This window comes from Microbacterium saperdae (genome assembly GCF_006716345.1).
GTDB classification, from domain to species: domain Bacteria; phylum Actinomycetota; class Actinomycetes; order Actinomycetales; family Microbacteriaceae; genus Microbacterium; species Microbacterium saperdae.
The window spans coordinates 2,082,202-2,102,408 of record NZ_VFOX01000001.1 but is presented as its reverse complement, the minus strand read 5'-3'; the positions used below and the strand labels follow the sequence as shown (position 1 = coordinate 2,102,408).

The 20,207-nt window shown below is 68.3% G+C and carries 19 protein-coding genes and 1 tRNA gene; 17 read left to right on the top strand and 3 right to left on the bottom strand.

Annotated elements, in window-relative coordinates; genetic code table 11:
* Positions 1 to 35: 35 nt before the first annotated feature.
* Complete coding sequence (locus tag FB560_RS10065; protein WP_141872230.1) at positions 36 to 695, top strand: GntR family transcriptional regulator; 660 nt, start codon at positions 36 to 38, stop codon at positions 693 to 695.
* A 21-nt stretch (positions 696 to 716) separates the two neighbouring features.
* Here FB560_RS10065 and FB560_RS10060 read toward each other — a convergent pair whose 3' ends face one another.
* Positions 717 to 1,649 carry a hypothetical protein gene (locus tag FB560_RS10060; RefSeq protein ID WP_229673137.1) on the bottom strand — a complete coding sequence of 311 codons (933 nt, stop codon included), beginning with the start codon at positions 1,647 to 1,649 and terminating at the stop codon, positions 717 to 719.
* Between the two features lie 79 nt (positions 1,650 to 1,728).
* Here FB560_RS10060 and FB560_RS10055 point away from each other — a divergent pair, with 79 nt between their 5' ends.
* The 3 genes from FB560_RS10055 to serA all read left to right on the top strand — a co-directional run bounded on the left by FB560_RS10055 (position 1,729) and on the right by serA (position 4,252).
* A complete protein-coding gene (locus FB560_RS10055) occupies positions 1,729 to 2,202 on the top strand; it encodes a hypothetical protein (protein ID WP_141872228.1) in 474 nt (157 codons plus the stop codon).
* Positions 2,199 to 2,528, top strand: coding sequence for a hypothetical protein (locus FB560_RS10050; protein WP_141872227.1), 330 nt, complete (start codon positions 2,199 to 2,201; stop codon positions 2,526 to 2,528). The genes FB560_RS10055 and FB560_RS10050 overlap by 4 nt, the downstream gene beginning before the upstream one ends.
* Positions 2,529 to 2,647: 119 nt before the next feature.
* Positions 2,648 to 4,252, top strand: coding sequence for a phosphoglycerate dehydrogenase (serA, locus tag FB560_RS10045; RefSeq protein ID WP_141872226.1), 1,605 nt, complete (start codon positions 2,648 to 2,650; stop codon positions 4,250 to 4,252).
* Between the two features lie 63 nt (positions 4,253 to 4,315).
* Here the strand turns inward: serA and FB560_RS10040 are convergent, their stop codons facing one another.
* Entirely contained in the window at positions 4,316 to 4,858 is a 543-nt protein-coding gene (locus FB560_RS10040; RefSeq protein WP_141872225.1) for a TetR/AcrR family transcriptional regulator, read from the bottom strand.
* Positions 4,859 to 4,955: 97 nt separating this feature from the next.
* Here FB560_RS10040 and FB560_RS10035 point away from each other — a divergent pair, with 97 nt between their 5' ends.
* The 10 genes from FB560_RS10035 (at position 4,956) to FB560_RS09990 (ending at position 16,316) form a co-directional block, all read left to right on the top strand.
* Positions 4,956 to 6,491, top strand: a complete 1,536-nt coding sequence (locus FB560_RS10035; RefSeq protein WP_141872224.1) for an MFS transporter — start codon at positions 4,956 to 4,958, stop codon at positions 6,489 to 6,491.
* A gap of 74 nt (positions 6,492 to 6,565) precedes the next feature.
* Positions 6,566 to 7,609 carry a 3-isopropylmalate dehydrogenase gene (locus FB560_RS10030; protein ID WP_141872223.1) on the top strand — a complete coding sequence of 348 codons (1,044 nt, stop codon included), beginning with the start codon at positions 6,566 to 6,568 and terminating at the stop codon, positions 7,607 to 7,609.
* A gap of 62 nt (positions 7,610 to 7,671) precedes the next feature.
* Positions 7,672 to 8,772: a branched-chain amino acid aminotransferase gene (locus FB560_RS10025; RefSeq protein WP_141872222.1), complete on the top strand. Its 1,101-nt coding sequence runs from the start codon at positions 7,672 to 7,674 to the stop codon at positions 8,770 to 8,772.
* A gap of 124 nt (positions 8,773 to 8,896) precedes the next feature.
* Entirely contained in the window at positions 8,897 to 9,673 is a 777-nt protein-coding gene (locus FB560_RS10020; protein ID WP_141872221.1) for a fumarylacetoacetate hydrolase family protein, read from the top strand.
* The gene (locus tag FB560_RS10015; protein ID WP_141872220.1) at positions 9,670 to 10,929 is read left to right on the top strand and encodes an MFS transporter; all 1,260 of its coding nucleotides are present in this window, start codon (positions 9,670 to 9,672) and stop codon (positions 10,927 to 10,929) included. Before FB560_RS10020 ends, FB560_RS10015 begins: the two co-directional genes overlap by 4 nt.
* A complete protein-coding gene (locus FB560_RS10010; RefSeq protein WP_141872219.1) occupies positions 10,926 to 11,696 on the top strand; it encodes a class I SAM-dependent methyltransferase in 771 nt (256 codons plus the stop codon). The genes FB560_RS10015 and FB560_RS10010 overlap by 4 nt, the downstream gene beginning before the upstream one ends.
* Before the next feature lie 12 nt (positions 11,697 to 11,708).
* Entirely contained in the window at positions 11,709 to 13,214 is a 1,506-nt protein-coding gene (gltX, locus tag FB560_RS10005; RefSeq protein WP_141872218.1) for a glutamate--tRNA ligase, read from the top strand.
* Positions 13,215 to 13,383: 169 nt separating this feature from the next.
* A tRNA-Gln gene (locus FB560_RS10000) sits at positions 13,384 to 13,455 on the top strand.
* Between the two features lie 168 nt (positions 13,456 to 13,623).
* Positions 13,624 to 14,640: a glutaminase A gene (glsA, locus tag FB560_RS09995; protein ID WP_141872217.1), complete on the top strand. Its 1,017-nt coding sequence runs from the start codon at positions 13,624 to 13,626 to the stop codon at positions 14,638 to 14,640.
* Positions 14,637 to 16,316, top strand: coding sequence for an MFS transporter (locus tag FB560_RS09990; protein ID WP_229673139.1), 1,680 nt, complete (start codon positions 14,637 to 14,639; stop codon positions 16,314 to 16,316). Before glsA ends, FB560_RS09990 begins: the two co-directional genes overlap by 4 nt.
* An 18-nt stretch (positions 16,317 to 16,334) precedes the next feature.
* Here the strand turns inward: FB560_RS09990 and FB560_RS09985 are convergent, their stop codons facing one another.
* Positions 16,335 to 17,144: a hypothetical protein gene (locus FB560_RS09985; RefSeq protein ID WP_141872216.1), complete on the bottom strand. Its 810-nt coding sequence runs from the start codon at positions 17,142 to 17,144 to the stop codon at positions 16,335 to 16,337.
* Positions 17,145 to 17,251: 107 nt separating this feature from the next.
* Here FB560_RS09985 and FB560_RS09980 point away from each other — a divergent pair, with 107 nt between their 5' ends.
* From FB560_RS09980 to FB560_RS09970, 3 genes are all read left to right on the top strand, one after another.
* Positions 17,252 to 18,529 carry an MFS transporter gene (locus tag FB560_RS09980; protein ID WP_141873203.1) on the top strand — a complete coding sequence of 426 codons (1,278 nt, stop codon included), beginning with the start codon at positions 17,252 to 17,254 and terminating at the stop codon, positions 18,527 to 18,529.
* 34 nt (positions 18,530 to 18,563) lie between these two features.
* The gene (locus FB560_RS09975; RefSeq protein ID WP_141872215.1) at positions 18,564 to 19,061 is read left to right on the top strand and encodes a hypothetical protein; all 498 of its coding nucleotides are present in this window, start codon (positions 18,564 to 18,566) and stop codon (positions 19,059 to 19,061) included.
* A gap of 116 nt (positions 19,062 to 19,177) precedes the next feature.
* A complete protein-coding gene (locus FB560_RS09970) occupies positions 19,178 to 20,158 on the top strand; it encodes a DNA topoisomerase IB (protein WP_141872214.1) in 981 nt (326 codons plus the stop codon).
* The last annotated feature ends 49 nt before the right edge of the window (positions 20,159 to 20,207 follow it).

The following is a 20,207-nucleotide window of genomic DNA, read 5'->3' as shown; positions in this document are numbered from 1 at the left end:
GTACCGAGATGTGGGCGCTTCGATAGACTGATCGAATGACGACCACAGAAGCCGCCCTCGGCATCGTCGGCGTGGTGGATGCCGTGACGGCGCAGCTGCGCGAGCGGATCCTGAGCGGTGAGATCCGCTCCGGCGCTCCGCTCACCGAAGCGGCGGTGTCGCAGATGTTCGGTGTGGCCAGGCCCAGCGCGAAGGCCGCGATCGAGCAGCTCGTCGCGTCGGGGCTTCTGGAGCGCACGGCGCATCGGAGCGCGAGAGTGGTCGGCATCGATCCTGAGACGGTGCGCGACGTCTATCGGACGCGGACGCGCCTGGAGAGCGCGGCGCTGCGCGAGCTCGCCGCGCGACGGGCCGTCCCCGCTGCGGCGATCGCCGCGAACGCCGAGATCCTCGCCATGGAGCCAGGGCCGGATCCTGCGACGGTCGACCCTGACCTGCGCTTCCACACCGCCCTCATCGATGCCCTCCACAGTGAGCGCACAGGGCGGATGTATCGCAGCGTCCTCGACGAGGTGCGGCTGTGCATGGCCCAGGTCCAAGGGCGAAGGCTGCTGGACGCCTCTGCGATCGCCGCGCAGCATGCCGAGATCCTCGACGCCGTGGCTTCGGGGGACGGTCAGCGCGCCGCCCAGCTGCTGGATGCGCATCTCTCCTCCGCGGAGGAGAGACTCGTCGAGGCGCTCGGCGCCGAGTAGCGCCGAGCGCGCTTCGGAGGACTACTCCGCGGGAGCCTCTTCCACGGTGATGGGAGCGTCGGCGGGGTCCGCCCACACGGGGGCGGGGAGGGCGGTATCTGTCTGTCCTGCCTGGATCGCGCGCAGGGCTTCGGTGATCTGATCGGCGTTCTCCGGCACGGAGAGATCGCAGGCGCGCAGCTCCGAGGCGAACTGCAGCGTGAGGCGGCTCTTGCCCGCTTCGATGGCTTCGGCAGTGGTGCCGGTTCGGATCTCACTGCCGGTCTGGATCGCGGAGACCTCGTCGCAGACGTGGTAGACGGCACCGCCGTCGACCCACACGACCTCGTCCTGTCCGAGCAGCTGGATGACGGCGGACTGGTCGGCCGTGTACTGCTCGACCGACGGCGGGTTGATGCTGGTGCCCAGGACGGCGGCGAGAACGGCCAGCGCGATGCCGACGATGCCGGCGGTCGTCTTCTGCCCCTTCGACATGTCCTTGTTGAGGAAGATCAGGATGATGAGCGGGAGGAACGCGACGATCGCGATGATCGCGCCGAGCTGGTTCTGCACGAAGAACCGCACGGTGTCGGACTTGCGTGCCGGATCGAGGCGGTTCGCCTTCTTCCAGAGAACGGAACCGGTGATCGACAGGGCGGCGATGACCACCAGCAGCACCAGGAGCGCGACGAACGCCCACTGGGGGAACTCCGCGGCGACGCCCTGCTCCCGCAGGAGGCCGGTGTCGGCGTCACGGACGAGCTTCCCGTCTTCGCCGACGAACACGCGCTGACGCAGCAACCAGAAGATGCCGACCGCTTCGCCGATGATCGCCACAGCCCAGAGGATCGCCGCGATCCAGCGGAAGCGCGTGGCCTTCGCCTTCGCCTCGGGCGTCGGGGTCCAGCCTGCGGGCGGTTCGCCGGCGTCGGCCTTCGATGCGCCCTGCTCGACCTTCTTGTGCTGCTCAGCCACGGTGATCCTTCCCCCGACATGGACCTGACCGGCCCGGATGCCCCTGAGCCTAGTGGAACGCGTGTCCTACTCTGGGGGAATGACTTCCGATTCCGATGACGCCCTGAGCTGGGATGGTGACGAGGACGCGCCGCCCATCGCACCGGCGCTCCCCTCAGGGTGGAACGCCGTGGGCAAGGGCAGTGACGAGGTGGGCCGTGTCGGTGACGACGGCGCTGCCGAGGACACTGCGGTCGCCGACCCGGAGGGCTCGGAACCGCTCAGCACCGCGATGCTCCTGGTGCTCGGGGTGGTCGGCGGCGTCTACCTGCTCTACTCGATCGGGTGGGTGGTCGGAGGGTTGCGGCTCAAGCCGCTCGCCAACTTCTTCGTGGCCGACGCGATGTTCCTGCCGTGGTTCGTGCTCGCGATCGCGGCTCCCGCGCTGTGGTTCCTCGCGACCTGGGCGCTCACGCGCGGCCGGGCGGCATGGATCCGGGTGTCTCTGCTGTTGCTGGGTGTCGTGCTCCTCGTTCCCTGGCCCTTCGTGACGGTGGGGGTGATCGGCTCATGAGCGGAACACAGAGCCCACGCACCGCCGCGTCTCCGGGCTGGCTGGTCGGACTGGTCCTGGGCCTGGCCGGACTCTTCTATGCCTACGCGGTCTGGAATGCGGTCGCGCATCTGATCGCGATGGCTCAGGGCGGACTGAGCGGCGGCGGCTGGGCGGTGCTCTCGTTCGGCGTGGTCTTCCCCGCGATCGTGTTCGCGTTCGCCTACGTCATCGGGCGTCGGCGGAAGGCAGGTGAGCTCGCCCTGGCGCTGCTCGCCGGCCTCGGTATCGTCGCGGTGTTCTGGATGAGTCTGATCGCGTACAGCCTCACTCTGGCGACCTCGTAGCGGGCTCGGCCCCGTCACACGGCACGGAGCGGTGAGACGGCTCCGGTACAGTGGAGGTGATCGCGCCCCCATGGTGTGCGGCGCATCGGCCCCTGCTGCGCTGCCCCGAAGGATCCTCTGTGCCGAAGCCCGTCGTCCTCATCGCCGAAGTTCTCTCTCCCGCCACGATCGAGGCTCTGGGCCCCGATTTCGACGTCCGTGACGTCGACGGCACCGACCGTGAGGCGCTCTTCGCCGCGCTGTCCGACGCGGATGCGGTGCTGGTCCGATCCGCGACGCGCATCGACGAGGAGGCGCTGACGCACGCGCCGAAGCTCAAGGTCGTCGCCCGCGCCGGCGTCGGCCTCGACAACGTCGACATCAAGGCCGCGACCGCGGCGGGTGTCATGGTCGTCAACGCGCCGACCTCGAACATCGTCTCGGCCGCCGAGCTCACGGTCGGACACATCCTGAGCCTCGCACGCCGCATCCCCGCCGCGCACGCCTCGCTGTCCGCAGGACAGTGGAAGCGCAGCTCCTTCACCGGTGCCGAGCTCTTCGAGAAGACCGTCGGCATCGTCGGCCTCGGACGGATCGGCGCCCTCGTCGCGGCACGTCTCGCGGCGTTCGACATGCGCGTCGTGGCGTACGACCCCTACGTCACGTCGGCGCGCGCGCAGCAGCTCGGCGTGCAGCTCCTCTCACTCGACGAGCTGGTCGCCGAATCGGACTTCCTCACCATCCACATGCCCAAGACGCCCGAGACGACGGGGATGATCGGCGCGGAGCAGTTCAAGGCCATGAAGCCGACCGCGTTCGTGGTGAACGTCGCCCGTGGTGGCCTGATCGACGAGGTCGCCCTGCATGAGGCGCTGGTCGCCGGCGAGATCGCCGGTGCCGGTCTCGATGTCTTCACCTCGGAGCCGCCGGCCGAGGGCGGCACGGCCCGCCCGCTGCTCGACCTGCCGAACGTGGTCGTGACGCCGCACCTCGGCGCGAGTACGGAAGAGGCCCAGGAGAAGGCCGGCGTCTCGGTCGCGCGGTCCGTGCGTCTGGCCCTCGGGGGCGACCTGGTGCCGGATGCGGTCAACGTCGCCGGTGGTGTCATCGACCCCTACGTGCGCCCCGGCATCTCGCTGGTCGAGAAGCTCGGTCAGATCTTCGCCGCGCTGGCGACGTCGCCGCTCACGAGCCTCGACGTCGAGGTGCACGGCGAGCTGAACGAGTACGACGTCAGCGTGCTCAAGCTCGCGGCGCTCAAGGGCGTGTTCACGAACATCGTCAGCGAAACCGTGTCGTACGTCAATGCGCCGCTGCTCGCCGAGCAGCGCGGGATCGCGGTGCGTCTGCTCAAGGACGATGTGAGCGACGAGTACCGCAACGTCATCACGCTCAGCGGTGCACTGTCCGACGGTTCGCAACTCTCCGTGTCCGGCACGCTCACGGGTCCGAAGCAGGCAGAGAAGCTGGTCGGGATCAACGACCACACGCTCGAGCTGCCGATCGAGAAGCACCACGTCGTGATGCTCTACACCGACCGCCCCGGAATCGTGGCCGTGTACGGCCAGAAGTTCGGCGAGGCGGGGATCAACATCGCCGGTATGCAGATCGCGCGTCAGGCCGCGGGTGCGCAGGCGCTGAGCGTCCTCACGCTCGACTCGCCGGTGTCGGAGGAGCTGCTGGAAGACGTCAGCGCCGCGATCGACGCCGACCTGTTCCGTCAGATCGAGCTCACCGAGGTCTGATCCACGGATTCGGAGAAGAGGCGGGGGCGTGATGCCCCCGCCTCTTCTGCGTGCCGGGGGAGGTCAGGACGTGGCGCGCAGCACCAGTTCGATGAGCGCGGCGAGCTCTTCACGATGCGGAACCAACCGCTCGGGGCCGTGCACGTCGAGCGAGTTGTTGAAGTAGAGCCCGTCGCTGAGCAGCATCACGAGGTCGAGGCTCGCCGCGTCCCGGACGTGGGGGCGGATCTCGGCCGCCCAGCGTCCCCGCGTGTGCCGCAGCATGTCTGCGGCGGGGATGGAGCCGCCCTGCGCGAGGCGCGTGGTCGCGATCAACGCCCGATCGAGGGCGTCATCCTCCATGACGGAGGTGCGGACGTAGTACGCCACCGGCCCTTCCTCTGCCGCGGCCATGCGTGCGAGGTCGGCGGTGGTGAGCGCGTCCAGGCGCTCGAGCATCCCCGCTTCGAGTTCGTCCTTCGAGCCGAAATGGTAGAGGAGCCCGCCCTTGGAGACGCCGGCTGCTTTCGCGGTGGCCTCCAGGGTGGCCGCGCGTTCACCCTCGGCGATGACGATGGCTTCGAAGGCGTCGAGGACGCGTTCGCGAGCCAGGGGCGGTCGGGGCATTCGGGGTCCTCTGCACAGGGGAGACGACGGGATTCTGTTACTATACCATCCGGACGGTTTAGTAAAAGATCGTCCTCGTGATCCTGAGAGGTGTTCCATGACCCGTACTGCGTCGATCCCGACGACAGAGACGGATGCTCCCCGTGTCGGAGCCCGGGGCTGGGCGGCGCTGGTCGTCCTCATGCTGCCGGTGCTCCTGGTATCGGTGGACAATACGGTGCTGAGCTTCGCGCTCCCCGAGATCTCCATCGCCCTCGCGCCCTCGGGCGCCGAGCAGCTGTGGATCATCGACGTCTATCCGCTGGTCCTCGCCGGACTCCTGGTGACGATGGGGACGCTCGGCGACCGCTTCGGCCGCAGGAAGATGCTCCTGATCGGAGCGACCGGGTTCGCGGCGGTCTCCGCCCTCGCGGCTTTCGCGCCGACGGCGGCCCTGCTGATCGCGGCCCGCGCGCTGCTTGGCTTCTTCGGTGCGATGCTGATGCCGTCGACCCTCTCTCTGCTGCGCTCGATCTTCCAGAACCGTGACCAGCGCCGGATGGCGATCGCCGTCTGGGCGTCGGCGTTCTCCGCAGGCTCGGCGCTCGGCCCGATCGTCGGAGGTTTCCTCCTCGAGCACTTCGCGTGGGGGTCGGTGTTCCTCATCGCCGTCCCCGTCCTGATCCCGCTGCTGATCGCGGCACCCCTGCTGGTGCCGGAGAGCCGCGACCCGAACCCGGGCCGGATCGACCTGATCAGCATCGTGCTCTCGATGGCGGCGATGATCCCCGTGGTCTACGCGATCAAGTCGCTCGCGGTCGACGGCCCCAGTGTGATGGCCGCCGGATGGGCGTTGCTGGGCCTCGTGATGGGATATCTGTTCGTGCGACGCCAGCTGCGTGCCGAGATACCGATGCTCGACATGGCGCTGTTCCGCCGGGGGTCGTTCTCCGGGGCGATCCTGGTGAACCTGCTGAGCGTCGTCGCGCTGGTCGGCTTCCTCTACTTCGTGTCGCAGCACCTGCAGCTCGTGCTCGGCCTCTCGCCGATGACGGCGGGTCTGGCTCTCGTGCCGGGCATGCTCGCGATGATCGTCGCCGGTCTCACCGTCGTACCGATCTCGCGTCGTGTGCCGCCGCATGTGGTGGTGCCCGCAGGGCTCGCCTTCTCCGTGGCGGGCTACCTGATCGTGGCTTTCACGACGCACGAGCACGGCGTCGCCCCCCTGGTGATCGCGTTCGTCGTGCTCGGCATCGGCATCGGTGCCGCGGAGACGATCTCGAACGAGCTCATCCTCTCGAGTGCGCCGGCGGCGAAGGCCGGCGCGGCCAGTGCCGTCTCCGAGACCGCCTATGAACTCGGAGCCGTTCTCGGCACCGCGATCCTGGGTGGACTCATCACGGCCTTCTATCGCGGGGCACTCGTGCTGCCCGAGGGGCTTCCCGCCGAAGTGGCGCACGCCGCCAAGGAGACGCTGGCCGGTGCGTACACTGCTGCGCACGAGTTGCCGGGAGCTCTCGGCGATGCGCTCTGGGACGCGGCAGCCGCCGCGTTCGGCTCCGGCGTGATGGTGACCTCGTTGATCGGCGCCGGACTCGTCGTCGTCGCCGGTGTGATCGCGGGCGTCACACTGCGCACGCGCACCTCGCACTGACCAGTACGCTGGATGGACCGGCCCTGACGACCTCTCATGGACGCGGGTCGGTTCATCCCGGTGCAAGGAGAGTCATGTCGCGTGTCGTGAAGCTGGCCGTCATCCCCGGAGACGGGATCGGCCCCGAGGTCATCGCTGAGGCGGAGAAGGTGCTCGACGCGGTCACCGCCGACAGCGATGTCCGTTTCGAGAAGACGCGCTTCTCGCTCGGCGCCGGGCGCTTCCTCGAGACCGGCGACACGCTCACCGATGACGACCTCGCCGCCATCACGGCCCAGGATGCGATCCTCCTCGGAGCCGTCGGCGGAACGCCAGGCGACCCCCGCCTGAAGGACGCCAACATCGAGCGCGGTCTGCTGCTGAAGCTGCGGTTCACGCTGGATCACTACGTGAACCTGCGTCCCTCGAAGCTGTTCGTCGGCGCGCCGGGTCCGCTCGCGAACCCCGGTGAGATCGACTTCGTCGTCGTGCGCGAGGGTACCGAGGGCCCGTACGTCGGCAACGGCGGTGCGATCCGCGTGGGAACGCCCCAGGAGGTCGCCAACGAGACCTCTGTGAACACGGCCTTCGGCGTGGAGCGCGTCGTGCGCCACGCGTTCCAGCTTGCCGCGCGCCGCCGCCAGAAGCTGACGCTGGTGCACAAGACCAACGTGCTCGTGCATGCCGGCGCGATCTGGAAGCGCGTCGTCGATGAGGTGGCCACGGAGCACCCCGAGGTCGCGGTCGACTACCTGCACGTGGATGCGGCGACGATCTTCCTCGTCACCGATCCCGCGCGGTTCGACGTGATCGTCACCGACAACCTCTTCGGCGACATCCTGACCGACCTCGCCGGTGCCGTCACGGGCGGCATCGGACTGGCCGCATCCGGGAACATCAATCCGGACGGCACCTTCCCCTCGATGTTCGAGCCGGTCCACGGCTCGGCCCCCGACATCGCGGGGCAGCAGAAGGCGGACCCGACGGCGGCGATCCTCTCGATCGCGCTGCTGCTGGACCACCTCGGATTCCCGGCCGAGGCGGCGCGCGTCAGCGACGCCGTCGAGGCCGACATCGCGGGCCGGACAGGTGCCCGCTCCACCGCGGAGATCGGCTCCGCGATCACTGCCCGCCTCTGATCGGCAGGCGTAGGCTGAGACGGCGCGACGATGCGCCCACCCACGAGGAATGGAAGACGACTATGACGACCATCGACGCTGAGACGGCCGTGGCGCCGCTCGATTTCGCTGTGACCAAGAACCTTGCAGCCGCGACGCCCGCGCGGGTCGCCGAGGTGCTCGAGAACCCGGGCTTCGGCGTCGTGTTCACCGATCACATGGTCGACATCTGCTGGTCCGGGAAGGGCGGATGGCATCGTCCGCGGGTGCAGCCCTACGGCCCGATCCCGCTCGACCCGGCCGCGTCTGTGCTGCACTACGCGCAGGAGATCTTCGAGGGCATCAAGGCCTACCGTCACGAGGACGGCTCGATCCACACGTTCCGTCCCGATCGCAACGCCGCGCGCCTCCAGGCCAGCGCCCGACGTCTGGCGCTGCCGGAGCTGCCGACCGAGTACTTCATCCAGTCCTTGCGCGAACTGGTCGCCGTCGACGGACGCTGGGTTCCGTCCGGAGCCGACCAGAGCCTGTACCTGCGCCCGTTCATGTTCGCCAAGGAGGCGTTCCTCGGCGTCCGCGCGGCGCAGAAGGTCGCGTACTACGTGATCGCCAGCCCCGCCGGTGCCTACTTCTCCGGCGGCGTGAAGCCGGTGCGCATCTGGCTGTCCGAGGACTACGCCCGCGCGGGCAAGGGCGGTACGGGGAAGGCGAAGACCGGCGGCAACTACGCGTCGAGCCTGCTCGCACAGAGCGAGGCGAGCGCGAAGGGCTGCGACCAGGTCGTGTTCCTGAACGAGAACCGCTACGTCGAGGAGCTCGGCGGCATGAACGTCGTCTTCGTCTTCAAGGAAGGCCGTGTGGTCACCCCCGAATCGGACAGCATCCTGGAGGGCATCACGCGCGACTCGCTGCTGCAGCTCGCCGCGGATCGCGGATACACGGTGGAGAAGCGACCGATCTCGATCGATGAGTGGCGTTCCGGTGTCGCCTCGGGCGACATCGTGGAGGTGTTCGCCTGCGGCACCGCCGCGGTCGTCACCCCGATCGGCGCTCTCGTGGGCGACGGGTTCGACGAGCCGCAGCCGCTGGGCGAACTCGCCCTCTCGCTGCGAGAGGAACTGACCGACATCCAATACGGTCGCCGCGAGGACAAGCACGGCTGGCTCCTCCGCCTCGACGCCTGATCCTCTCGGCGTGATGCCGAGACCCCGCTTCACCGACGAGACCCCGTCCTGCTGTCGTCTGCAGGGCGGGGTCTCGTCGCGGCAGAAGGGTATCGAGGGCGCGCGGTCTGGATAGGCTGGACGGATGAAGATCGCCCGGTTCAGTCACGACGACGCCATCATGTACGGAATCATCGACGGGAGCGACCTCGTCGTGCTCGCCGGGGACCCCCTGTTCGCAGGATACGAGACGACGGGCGACCGTGTACCCCTCGCCGATGCGGCACTGCTCGCTCCGGTGATCCCGCGGTCCAAGGTCGTCTGCGTCGGCAAGAACTATCACGATCACGCCGCCGAGATGGGGGGAGTGGCGCCCGAGGAGCCGCTGCTGTTCCTGAAGCCGAACACCTCGGTGATCGGCCCGGGTGATGCCATCGTGCGCCCCGCGCTGTCCGAGCGCACCGAGTACGAAGGCGAGCTCGCGGTCGTGATCGGCAAGATCGCGAAGAACGTCAAGGCGGCCGACGCCCTCGACTACGTACTGGGATACACGATCGGCAACGACGTCACGGCGCGTGATCTGCAGCGCAAGGACGGGCAGTGGTCGCGCGCGAAGGGCTTCGACACGTTCTGCCCGCTCGGCCCCGTGATCGAGACGGACTTCGATCTGACGACGGCGAGCGTCGAGACCCGCGTGAACGGCGAGGTCCGCCAGCAGGCACCGCTGACCGACATGATCCACTCCGTACCGGCGATCATCGAGTACGCGTCCGCCGTGTTCACCCTGCTCCCCGGCGACGTCATCCTCACCGGGACTCCGGCGGGTGTGGGCACCTTCGACGCGGGCGACACCGTCGAGGTCGAGATCACCGGACTGGGAATCCTGCGCAACGTCGTGCGCGACGCACCGCGTCCGTCATGACCTCGGCGGCGCTGACGGCGACCGAGCAGGCGGTCGTCCAGCGGCGCACCGTCCTGGTCCTCTCGCTCGGTCAGGTGCTCGGTGGCATCGCCTTCGGCGCGACCGTCTCTCTCGGCGCGCTGCTGGCCGCCGACATCTCCGGGAGCGATGCGCTGTCCGGTCTGGCAACGGCATCCGTGACGCTCGGCGCGGCACTGTGCGCGATCCCTCTCGCCCGCCTCGCGGCGAAGGTCGGACGCCGCCGGGCTCTGACTCTCGGCAACCTCTTCGCCCTGGTGGGGATCGCGGTCGTGATCCTCGCTGCAGCGCTGCGCATCTTCCCGCTCCTGCTCGCCGGCATCCTGATGATCGGTGCGGGCAATGCAGGCAATCTGCAGTCGCGCTTCGCGGCGACCGACCTCGCCGCTCCGGTGCATCGTGGACGGGACCTCTCGATCGTGGTCTGGGCGACCACGATCGGTGGTGTCGCCGGTCCGCTGCTGCTGGCTCCCGGCGAGGTCGTCGGTCAGGCGCTGGGCATGCCGCCGCAGACCGGATCGTACGTGTTCTCCTTCGTGGCGCAGTGCGCGGCGCTCCTGCTCTACGTGCTCGCTCTGCGTCCCGACCCGCTCCTGTCGGCGCAACGACTCGCACGCACCGCGGCCGCAGCAGTGGGAGAGACGGTCGCGGATCGTCCTGTCGTGGCGCGATATGCGATCTTCGCGGTCGCGGCCTCGCACGTCGTGATGGCTTCGGTGATGGCCATGACGCCCGTTCACCTCTCGCACATGGCGCACGGCGCGCACGGGATGGAGGCGACCCCGGCCGACGTCTCGCAGCTCGTCGGTGTGACGATCGCGCTGCACGTCGCCGGGATGTACGCGCTGTCGCCGGTGTTCGGCATCCTCGCGGATCGCTGGGGCAAGCTGCGCGTGGTGCTGCTCGGACAGGCGCTCTCGGCGGCGTCGCTGCTCTTCGCGATCTTCGCGAACGACCAGCCCTGGGGTGTGATGTCGGCGCTGATCCTGCTCGGACTGGGCTGGAGCGCGGCGACGGTCGCCGGGGCGGCGCTGTTGACCGAGGCATCGGCACCCGCGCTGCGGACGCGTCGTCAGGGGCGCAGCGACTCGCTGATGAGCCTGTGCGCGGCGGCGGGCGCGGTACTCGCCGGGGTCGTGCTGTCGAACTTCCAGTACGCGGGCCTGGGCATCGCCGCCTCCGTGCTCGTCATCGCGATCGTGGCGCTCTCGCCGCTCGCCAGGTCGCCGCGCTCGTGAAGCCCTGGGCTGGCGTCGGTGAGGCGTATGCCGCCTCTTATGCGTCGCTCTGCGCCGGCACCGGCGACGCGCTCCTGAGCGCGCTCGGGGCTCCGGGTGGACGTCGACTGCTGGACATCGGATCGGGTACCGGTGAGCTCGCCGATCGCTTCCGACGGGCACGGTGGGACGTGACCGGGTGCGAGCCGGAGCCCACGATGCGCGCGGTCTCGGAACGCCAGCATCCGCGGATTCGCGTCGTCGCCGGCGCCCTTCCGGAACTCCCTTTCACCAGCGCTGCCTTCGAGGCGGTGACGGCGAACTTCGTGCTCAATCACGTGCCCGATCCGAGAGCGTCCGCGCGGGAGATCGCGCGCATCGCCGTGTCGGGCGCACCGCTCGCCGCCAGCATCTGGGTGCGATCGCCGTCCTGGTTCTGGATGGACATCGTCGCCAGGGCGGGCATCGTCGCGTCGTCGGGGGAGAGGCTTCCCGCCGACAAGGACTTCGCACGCACCAGCGAGGGTTTCGCGGCGATGCTGGCCGATGGCGGGTGGCAGGGCGCACGCGTCGAGGAACTGTCGTGGACCTGGCGCGCCGTGCCCTCTGTTCTCTGGGCATCGGCGGAAGGAGGGGTGGCGTCGGCGGGAATGCTCTATCGAGGGCTCGGACGGGAGGACAGGGCGCAGTTCCGAGGGGCATTCGATGAGGTCTGTGCCGAGCACGCCGTGGAGGGACTGGTTCTTCTGGAGCACACCGCAGCGGTGGCGGTGGGTCGCGCGCTCTAGAATCGAAGGGATATGGCTACTCCTCACCCCCTCACCACGACCGCCAGCGGTGCCGACGTCCGCGTCCGCTTCTGCCCCTCGCCGACAGGCCTGCCGCACGTCGGCATGGTGCGCACGGCCCTCTACAACTGGGCCTATGCCCGCCACAACGGCGGCAAGCTCATCTTCCGCATCGAAGACACCGATGCCGCGCGCGACAGCGAGGAGAGCTTCCGCCAGCTCGTCGACGCGCTGACCTGGCTGAAGATCGACTGGGACGAAGGTGTCGAGGTCGGAGGCCCGCACGCACCGTACCGGCAGTCGGAGCGTCACGACATCTACCGCGGCGTGATCGACAAGCTCGTCGCCTCCGGCGCGCTCTACGAGAGCTACTCCAACGCCGACGAGATCGATGCACGCAACGAGGCGAACGGCCGCGCCAAGCAGCTCGGCTACGACAACTTCGACCGCGATCTGACCGAAGAGCAGAAGGCGGCGTTCCGTGCGGAGGGACGTCAGCCTGCTCTGCGACTGCGCGTGCCGGACGAGGACCTGACGTATGAAGACCTCATCCGCGGCGAGGTGACCTTCCCCGCCGGATCCTTCCCCGATTTCGTGGTGGTGCGCCCGAACGGTGTGCCGCTGTACACGTTCGTGAACCCCGTCGACGACGCGCTCATGGGCATCACGCATGTGCTGCGCGGCGAGGATCTGATGCCGTCGACCGCGCGTCAGCTCGCTCTGTACGCGGCGCTGATCGATGCGGATGTCACGACCTTCGTGCCGCGATTCGCGCATATGCCGCTCGTGCTCGGCGAGACCGGCAACAAGAAGCTCTCCAAGCGCGACCCGCAGGCCGACCTCTTCCTGCACCGCGACCGTGGGTTCATCCCTGAGGGGCTCCTGAACTACCTGGCACTGCTGGGCTGGTCCATCGGCCCCGACCGCGACGTGTTCACGCTCGACGAGTTCACCGCGGCGTTCGACATCGTCAACGTCAACCCGAACCCGGCTCGCTTCGATCAGAAGAAGGCCGAGTCGATCAACGGCGACCACATCCGCATGCTCGACGGCAAGGACTTCGCCGAGCGCACGATCCCGTATCTCGCGGCCGCCGGTCTGTTCGACGAGCCGACGCACGAGCAGCTGGTGCAGGCGTTCCGAGTCGCCCCTCTGGTGCAGGAGCGCGTGCAGCTGCTGGGCGAGGTTCCGGGCATGGTCGGATTCCTCTTCACGGACGACGTGTCCTACGACGCGGATGCCCTGAAGGGTCTGCCGGCCAACGCGGCTGACGTGCTCGACGCCTGCGTCGCCGCTCTCGAGCCGGTGACCGAGTTCACCCCGGAGAAGGTCCAGGAGGCCTTGGCCGAGGCGCTGGTCGAGAAGCTCGAGCTCAAGCCGCGTATCGCCTACGGCCCGCCGCGCGTCGCCATCACGGGACGACGTATCTCTCCGCCGCTCTTCGAGTCGATGGAACTGCTCGGCAAGGACGAGTCGCTGCGCCGCCTGCGGGCGCTGTCGGCGACGCTCGCCGGCTGACGCACGTCGCAGAGTCGTCTCGGAGGAGGGGGATCGCCTGGCGGTCCTCCTCCTCTGACGTCTCGATTCCGGATCCGCCACGCCCGGGGTGCGGAAGACGCGCTCCATTTGGTGCGCGGCGATCGGTCGGGTAAGCTTGACTCTCGGTGCGAGGCTCCGGTTTCGCCCTTGGGGTATGGTGTAATTGGCAACACGACGGTTTCTGGTTCCGTTATTCTTGGTTCGAGTCCAGGTACCCCAGCAAGATGAAAACCCCCGCTCAGGCGGGGGTTTTGTCGTCGGTGGCGAACGTTCTCTCGCTCCTGCGGGGCGGAGGAGCCTCTACGTGCGGGGCGGAGGAGCCTCTACGTGCCGCACATGGTCGGACACACACCCGCCTGTCGCTTCCCCAGGCTCTACGCTGAGCATCATGCGGGCGAACGAACTGGATGTCGCGGATATCGGCCAAGAGGTGGCGACCGGAGTCGTGCCGCCGGACAGCCGGCTCGACGAGGTGCTCGCCGCGGCATATGCGCGCGCGCAGCGTCACGACGAGGGTGCGGTCGCCGACTACATCCCGGTGCTCGCGCAAGCGGATGCCACGGCGTTCGGCGTGTGCGTCACGGATGTGCGCGGGGGACTCCACGAGATCGGCGACACCCGCATCCCGTTCTCGATCCAATCGATCTCCAAGGCATTCGTGTACGCGCTGCTCAGCGAGCAGGTGGGTCATGAGAAGGCCTTCGACGTCGTGGGTGTGAACAACACGGGACTCGCCTTCAACTCGGTCGTCGCGATCGAGCTCAACGACGGTCACCCCATGAACCCGATGGTGAACGCGGGAGCGATCGCCACCACGGCGCTCCTGCCGGGTGATGCCGAAGACAAATGGGAAGCGATCCGCGCAGGGCTTTCCCGTTTCGCCGGCAGAGAGCTGCAGGTCGACGAGGAGGTGTACCGCTCCGAGTCCGAGACGAACCATCGCAACCGTGCGATCGCCACTCTGCTGCAGAGTTACGGGCGCATCACCACCGATCCCGACGCCGTCGTCGACGTCTACACCCGGCAGTGCTCGCTGCTCGTCGATGCCAGAGACCTGGCCGTGATGGGCGCCACGCTCGCGGATGGCGGAGTGAACCCGGTGACGGGGGAACGTGTCGTATCGGCCGATGTCTGCCGCGACACTCTGGCCGTGCTCTCCGCGAGTGGTCTGTACGAGCGCTCGGGGGAGTGGCTGTTCGAGATCGGCCTTCCCGGGAAGTCCGGCGTCGCCGGCGGCCTCGTCACCGTCGCCCCCGGCAAGGTCGGGATCGGCACCTACGCGCCGCCGCTCGACAGCGCCGGCAACAGCGTGCGTGGACAGATCGCCACGGCGTTCCTCGCCCGCTCGCTGGGCCTCAACATCTTCGCCTCCGATTCGCACTTCACGAGAGGAACCGACGCATGAGCTCTGCATCATCCACCGGCCCCGGCCCCGGGTCCGCGCCGCTCGCGGAGGAGGTGCGCGCATCCTGGGTGCCGATGATCGGACTCTTCCTCGCGCAGATCCTGATGTCGTACAACGTGTCGGCGCTCCCGGTATCGCTGGGCGGGATGGTCGAGACGTTCGGTGTGCCGCCTACGGACATCAGCACGGCGATCGTCACCTATGGCCTGGTCGTCGCCGCGCTGGTGATGGTCGGAGCGAAGATCGGCCAGCGCGTCGGATGGGTGATCGTGTTCCGGGTCGTCGTGGCCGTCTTCGCGGTGTCGGCGATCCTGATGATCTCGGCGCCCTCCGTCGAGTTCGTGATCCTCGCACAGGCTCTCGCGGGTGCCTCTGCGGCAATCATCGTTCCCTCGCTCGTCGCACTCATCGCCGAGAACTACCGCGGCGCGCAGCAGGCGACAGCGATCGGCTCGCTCGGCTCTGCGCGTGCCCTCGCCGGCGTCAGCGCGTTCCTGATCGGGGGCACGCTCGCCACCCTGGTGGGATGGCGGCAGGTCTTCATCGTCGTGCTGATCCTCGCGGTCGCGGTGTTCCTCCTCAGCTTCCGGCTGCGGGGAGAGCCGGGGAACCCCGAGATCAAGATCGACGTCGTCGCGGCGCTCCTGATCGGCGCGGGAATCGTGTCGCTCACCCTGGGCGTGAACAACCTGAACCGGTGGGGTCTTCTGACCGCCGGTGCGGACGCCCCGTTCGATGTGCTCGGGTTGTCACCCGCCCCGGTCCTGGTGGTGATCGGTCTGGTGCTGGTGCAGCTGTTCTTCCTCTGGACCCGTCGGCGCACCAAAGCGGGCAAGGTCCCGCTCGTGAGCCTGTCGGTGTTCGGCTCCTCGCGCGAGCGCGCCGCCGTGTACGCGATGTTCATCGTCGTCGGACTGGAAGCCGCGCTCAACTTCAGCATCCCGCTCTACATCCAGATCGTGCAGGGCCGTACTCCCTTCGACACCTCGCTGGCGATGCTGCCGTTCAACCTCACGGTGTTCTTCACCGCGATGCTGGTCGTGCGGTTCTATCGACGGTTCTCTCCGCGCACGATCGGCGTGTTCTCGTTCAGCCTCACCACGGTGGCCCTGGTCTGGCTCGCTTTCGTCGTGAACAACAACTGGGAGACCTTCCCCACCATCCTGGGGCTCTTCGTGTTCGGTGTGGGGCAGGGTGCTCTCGTCACCCTGGTCTTCAACGTGCTGGTGACGGCGTCGCCCAAGTCGCTCGCGGGAGACGTCGGATCGGTCCGCGGTACCACGCAGAATCTCGCCTCCGCGGTGGGCACGGCGGTCGCCGGGGCGCTGCTGGTGGGCATCCTCAGCGTGAATGTGGTGGCCTCCCTCGCTGATCACCCGGAACTTCCGCCCGAGCTGGTCGCACAGGTCGATCTCGACCGCACCAACTTCGTCAGCAACGACCGTCTGAAGGACGTGCTCGAGCAGACGGATGCGACGCCCGCGCAGATCGACGCCGCTGTCGCCGTGAACGAGGACGCACGGTTGAGCGCTCTCAAGATCGGCCTGCTGATCCTCGCGGGTGTGAGCGCGCTGGCGATCGTTCCGGCCGGCCGTCTGCCGCGCTACCGGCCGGGCGAGGTGCCGACGTCGGTCGCGACGGGTCGCACGCCGGAGCCCGACCTCAGCGAGGCCTGATGCGCCGATGAGAGAGGGCTACCGGCACTCTCCGAGGAATCCGAGGTAGCAGACCGCCTCATGCGTCTCGGCAGGCCGGTAGTCCTCGTTCGACACCTGCCGGGTCGCGAGCTCGGCTGTGCGCGACAGCTTCCCGAAGCTGCCGAGACTCGCCACGACGCCGTCGGTACCCTGCGACCTCATGTCGTCGATCGCCGCGAGGTATTCGGTGCACACGCTCGTCGCCGGCTCGGTGAGCTCGACGTCAGCGCACACCGCGTCATACTGGGCAGCCATGGCGTCGATGCAGTCGGACCAGGCCTGGTCGACGAAGCAGGGGTTGACGTCGTCCATCGTGACGTCGAACCGTCCGGTCTCGTACTCCTCGCTGTGAAAGGTCTCGGGCTGCTCCGGCACATCCACCTTCGTCCAGTGGCGCGCGGTCGTGAGCGCGATCACGAGCACGACGACGGCGATGAGCACCAGCGCTCCCAGGACCGACAGCAGCACCCACAGGCCGGTTCTGCTCTTGCGAGGGGGAGTGCCGTCGGCGGGCGCGGGCGCCGGGAAAGCGGCAGGGGTGGCCTGCAGCGCAGAGAGGTCGTGTCCGCCGGCGCCGTGCGCTGCAGCAGAGGGCTCGGAGACAGCCGGAGCTGCAGCCATGTCGTGAGTCGTCGCGTCGGGAACGACAGGGAGAGCACTGCTGGTCCAGTAGTCGTACCAGCTGCGGGAAGCGGGCTCATCCGCACGCACCTGCAGTCCCTCGGCATCGGTCAGGGTCAGACCGAGCGATGCCGCGCCGCCCGGTGTCGACAGGCGCTCGCGGAACTCTTCGAAAGACAGGCTCATGCTCGTGATCCTTTCAGACCCGAAGGGGTCGCCTCAATCCGGATGCCAGGGGCGGCGTGGATTCGCACGATGTCGGATGCCTGGGTCAGACTGCTCTGGTGATCGGCATGAGGACGTTCTGGAGCGCGCTGCCCACCGAGGGACGGTGGCTGCTGTCGACCGTCGCGATCCAAACCCTCGGCCGTGGCATGACGCTTCCGTTCACGATCATCTACCTGCATGAGGTGCGCGGTTTCGAGCTCGGCATCGCCGGGGCGTTGATGAGCCTCATCGCGATCACCGGCCTGATCGTGACGGGCCCCGGCGGGACGCTCATCGATCGATACGGCGCGCACCGCGTGCTGATCGTCGGTCTGCTGGCGATGATCGTCGGCTGCTCGCTCCTGGCCTTCGCGACGCACCCGGCCGTCGCCGCTGTGGCAGTGGTGTTGATCGGGGTGAACTTCGGCGTGTCGTGGCCGGGGTTCAACGCGTTGATCGCCAGCGTCGTCGACGGCGAGGTGCGCCAGCAGTACTTCGGCGTCAACTTCGCTCTCGTCAACTTGGGGATCGGCGTCGGCGGAGTGATCGGCGGATTCTTCGTGAATGTCGACGACCCCGCCACGTTCACGACGGTCTTCCTGATCGATGCGGGCAGCAGCCTGATCCCCTTGGCCCTGCTGCTCGGCCCGCTACGACATGTGCGCACCCACTCCGAGGGCTCGGACGACACCGACGCCACCTCCGCCGGGGGTTATCGGCAGATCCTGCGCCGCCCGGCAGTGCTCTGGCTCACGCTGCTGACGTTCCTGGCGATGTTCATCGGGTACGGGCAGATGGAGGCAGGGTTCCCCGCCTTCGCGCGCCAGGTCGCCGAGGTGTCGACGAGGGTGGTCGGGCTCGCGTTCGCGGTCAACACGCTGGTGATCGTGCTGCTGCAGTTCGCCGTGCTGAAGCTCATCACCGGCAGGCGGCGCACGCGGGTGATGCAGGTCATGGCCGTGATCTGGGCGCTGTCGTGGTTGGTGCTCGGCGCGGCAGGGCTGCTGCCGGACTCGCTGATCGCGGCGATCGGCGTATTGGCGTTCATGGGGATCTTCGCGTTCGGCGAGACGATGCTGCAGCCGACGGTCCCGGCGATCTACAACGATCTCGCCTCTGATCGCACGCGGGGACGATACAACGCGATCAACTCGGCCGCGTTCCAAGGGGGAGCGATCACCGGCCCCCTCGTCGCCGGCCTGCTTCTCGGAGCAGGGCTCGACGCCTGGTTCATCGGCGTCATGATCGTCGGAAGCCTCGCGGTCGGTCTGCTCGCGCTCGCGCTCGAACGGGTCGTACCGCCGGCTGCGAACGGTGTGGCCGTCGTGTCACCGATCGTCGAGGGAACTCCATCGAATGGGTGAGGTTGAACGTCGTCGGCAGGAATAGGCTCCGAACATGTCCCTCGAACCGCTTCTGCTCCGCCTCGACCGCATCGCCGGGGGGAGGCAGGCCGGCGTCGAGATCAGCCATGCCAATCGCACGCACCCGCGCACCCGTCGGGCGTTCACCTGGATCATCTGGCTGCTGGTCGTCGAGCTGCTGATCGGAGTCGGGGCCGTCGTCGTCGCGGTGGTGCTGGCCGGAGAAGGCGAGTCGGTCCCGCTCGCGGTCTGGATGCGCACCGTCGTCGTGCTGGCGATGACGGCGACGCTGTTCTACTTCGCCTGGCGTGCCGCACGCGGGTGGCGCTGGGCCTATCTCCGTCTCCGTCTGTTCGCGCAGATCTTCCCTGTGATCACGCTCGTGATGGCCGCCATCCCCGGTCTGTATCCGCTGTGGATGGTCACGGAGCAGATCATGTTCAGCCTCATCATGATCGGCATCGCCGACTTCCTCACCAGCGATCATATGCGTGCCATGTTCCGCGATCCGAAGATCGACGCCCCCTCCTAGCACCATCCTCCTGCCGAGAGCCAGCCCCTTTCCGGACTGCCCGCGGCGCCTCATCCTGGGGCGATGATCGTCCTTCCCTGCCCTTCCGCGTCCCTGCAGACCGCCGGGACGATGACATGACGACGCTCGTCCGGGTCGTGCCCGGTGAAGACCTCGGGTACCGTCGTCGTCGCTCCGGTTCGGGCTTCCGCTACGTCGACCAGGACGGCCATCCGGCACCCGAACCCGATCGGGAACGCATCCACGACCTCGTCATCCCGCCGGCGTGGGAAGACGTGTGGATCGCCGCCGATCCGCTCGCGCACATCCAGGTCGTCGGGACCGACGAGGCGGGTCGCCGCCAGTACCTGTACCACCCGCTCTGGCGCGTGCGCCGCGATCGGAGCAAGTTCCGGCGCGCGCTCGACCTGGCGGAGCGGCTGCCACGGGCCCGAGCGCGCGTGACCCGCGCACTCGGTGACGAGAGCCTGTCGCGCGAGCGCGTGCTCGCGACCGCGTTCCGTCTGCTCGACGACGCTGCCCTGCGGGTGGGGTCGGAGCGCTATCTCGTCAAGCACGGGAGTCGAGGTCTGACGACGCTCCGTCGACGCGATGTCAAGATCACCGCGTCGACGGTCGCCCTGTCCTTCCCGGCGAAGAGCGGTCAGACGGCGTCGATCGAGATCTCTGACGCGCCGCTCGCCGATGTCCTCACGGAGCTCTCCGCCGGCCCCGATCGTGCCTTCCTGCTCGCTTATCGGAAGGGGCGGCGCCGCGTACGCATCACGCCTGCCGAGGTGAACGACTATCTGCGCCGCGTGACCGGCGGGGTCTTCTCGGCGAAGGACTTCCGCACTCTGCACGGTACGATCCTTGCGGCCGACGCCCTCGCGCGAATCGGCGTGCTCGACACGACGGCCGAGCGCAAGAAGGCGGAGCGGCTCGCGGTGCAGGCCACCGCCACCGCGCTGGGCAACACGACGGCGGTCGCCCGCGGGAGCTACATCGATCCTCGGGTCTTCCGTCTGTACGCCCGAGGGACGACGCTCGATCTGACGGTCGCTCCCGAGACCGCGATCCGTCGATTGCTGGCGGAGAAGCCGCGCCGACGACGCTGAGCCGGGAGACGACGAAGCGGTCGCCACCGTACGGTGGGCGACCGCTTCG

Excerpts from the sequence above, each read along its gene's own strand:
- FB560_RS10020 (WP_141872221.1), top strand. The coding sequence starts at position 8,897 with ATGAAGATCGCCCGGTTCAGTCACGACGACGCCATCATGTACGGAATC.
- FB560_RS10040 (WP_141872225.1), bottom strand. The coding sequence starts at position 4,858 with ATGCCCCGACCGCCCCTGGCTCGCGAACGCGTCCTCGACGCCTTCGAA.
- FB560_RS10035 (WP_141872224.1), top strand. The coding sequence starts at position 4,956 with ATGACCCGTACTGCGTCGATCCCGACGACAGAGACGGATGCTCCCCGT.
- FB560_RS09975 (WP_141872215.1), top strand. The coding sequence starts at position 18,564 with ATGTCCCTCGAACCGCTTCTGCTCCGCCTCGACCGCATCGCCGGGGGG.
- FB560_RS09980 (WP_141873203.1), top strand. The coding sequence starts at position 17,252 with ATGAGGACGTTCTGGAGCGCGCTGCCCACCGAGGGACGGTGGCTGCTG.
- FB560_RS09970 (WP_141872214.1), top strand. The coding sequence starts at position 19,178 with ATGACGACGCTCGTCCGGGTCGTGCCCGGTGAAGACCTCGGGTACCGT.
- FB560_RS10015 (WP_141872220.1), top strand. The coding sequence starts at position 9,670 with ATGACCTCGGCGGCGCTGACGGCGACCGAGCAGGCGGTCGTCCAGCGG.
- glsA (WP_141872217.1), top strand. The coding sequence starts at position 13,624 with ATGCGGGCGAACGAACTGGATGTCGCGGATATCGGCCAAGAGGTGGCG.
- FB560_RS10030 (WP_141872223.1), top strand. The coding sequence starts at position 6,566 with ATGTCGCGTGTCGTGAAGCTGGCCGTCATCCCCGGAGACGGGATCGGC.
- FB560_RS10055 (WP_141872228.1), top strand. The coding sequence starts at position 1,729 with ATGACTTCCGATTCCGATGACGCCCTGAGCTGGGATGGTGACGAGGAC.
- FB560_RS09990 (WP_229673139.1), top strand. The coding sequence starts at position 14,637 with ATGAGCTCTGCATCATCCACCGGCCCCGGCCCCGGGTCCGCGCCGCTC.
- FB560_RS10050 (WP_141872227.1), top strand. The coding sequence starts at position 2,199 with ATGAGCGGAACACAGAGCCCACGCACCGCCGCGTCTCCGGGCTGGCTG.
- FB560_RS10065 (WP_141872230.1), top strand. The coding sequence starts at position 36 with ATGACGACCACAGAAGCCGCCCTCGGCATCGTCGGCGTGGTGGATGCC.
- FB560_RS09985 (WP_141872216.1), bottom strand. The coding sequence starts at position 17,144 with ATGAGCCTGTCTTTCGAAGAGTTCCGCGAGCGCCTGTCGACACCGGGC.
- FB560_RS10025 (WP_141872222.1), top strand. The coding sequence starts at position 7,672 with ATGACGACCATCGACGCTGAGACGGCCGTGGCGCCGCTCGATTTCGCT.
- gltX (WP_141872218.1), top strand. The coding sequence starts at position 11,709 with ATGGCTACTCCTCACCCCCTCACCACGACCGCCAGCGGTGCCGACGTC.